At 49.7% G+C, this 1,100-nt stretch carries 1 protein-coding gene; it reads left to right on the forward strand.

The window, feature by feature from the left end; all coding sequences use genetic code 11:
• Positions 1-1,100, forward strand: a 1,100-nt coding sequence (locus ACOCD2_RS21350) for an AAA family ATPase (protein ID WP_419592426.1), incomplete at both ends; no start/stop codon positions are given.

The following is a 1,100-nucleotide window of genomic DNA, read 5'->3' on the forward strand; positions in this document are numbered from 1 at the left end:
ACGTACTTTTGCGGACATCTGCGAAAGCGCAAGGAACTCCAATGACAACCCCAAGGATTTTTGGCGGTATCAAGTTGAGGACATAGGAAAAGAACGTCGTAAGACTTTCAGTGCATTTTGTGAAAAATTGGAGCTTGATCCCCAAAAAGACGATGATCTCGCAACAGCCTTCGACTATCTTAAGCGCACCCATATAGAGCTTTTCCCAGATGACCACAATACTTTTTCTGATCTGCTGACCAAGGCCGGATTTATCTTGACCGGCGAGCCGAAAAGCGCAATTTCCATCCTGACCACCTATGCCAATAACAACGACATGTACCGCAAATCCATTCGCGTGGATCAATTGTGGCGCCACCTTAAAGAAAAGCATGGCATCCACCCCAAAAGGCTTGAGCATGATTCTCGAATCAGCCCTGCCATAGAGGATCTGCAAAATCAGTTTTTTGAATCCATCAATCCCGGCCTGATAAACAGAAAAATCATTTCCAGGGGGGAGACCACCCGAATCATCGATGCCATAGACAATGGGCAGGATGTGGTTGTGCATGGGGCCGCGGGTAACGGAAAGAGCGGGGTTCTGTATGAACTGGCAGAGCATCTTCGCCAAAAGAATGTCCCCTTTCTTCCCATCCGTCTTGACACGCGCGTCCCAGGAAACACCGCCAAACAGTTCGGACAGGATTTAGACCTGCCCGAGTCTCCAGCCCATTGCCTGGCGGGCCTTGCCGAAGGCAGAAAGTCTGTTCTCATCCTGGATCAGCTTGATGCCATTCGCTGGACCGCCTCCCATTCCTCCACAGCCATGGGTGTGTGCAAGGAACTGCTACGCCAGACCCGGAGTCTTCGCAAAGACAAGAAACAGATCGTCATCGTCTTTGCCTGCCGCACCTTTGATCTGAAAAATGATCCGGATATCAAAAATCTGTTCGCTGAGAACAGCGAGAACGTTGTTGTCAAGGTTTCGGTTGCGGCGTTTTCAGATGAACAGTTGAAAGATGTCATCGGCCCTGATGCTTTTGTCCCCCTGAACGGCCATCAGAAACGGGTTCTTTCTTGTCCTCATAACCTGGCAATCTGGCTGGAGATAAAAAAGGAAG

The sequence above is a fragment of the Thiolapillus sp. genome (assembly GCF_048562965.1).
Classification (GTDB): Bacteria; Pseudomonadota; Gammaproteobacteria; order Chromatiales; family Chromatiaceae; genus Thiolapillus; species Thiolapillus brandeum_A.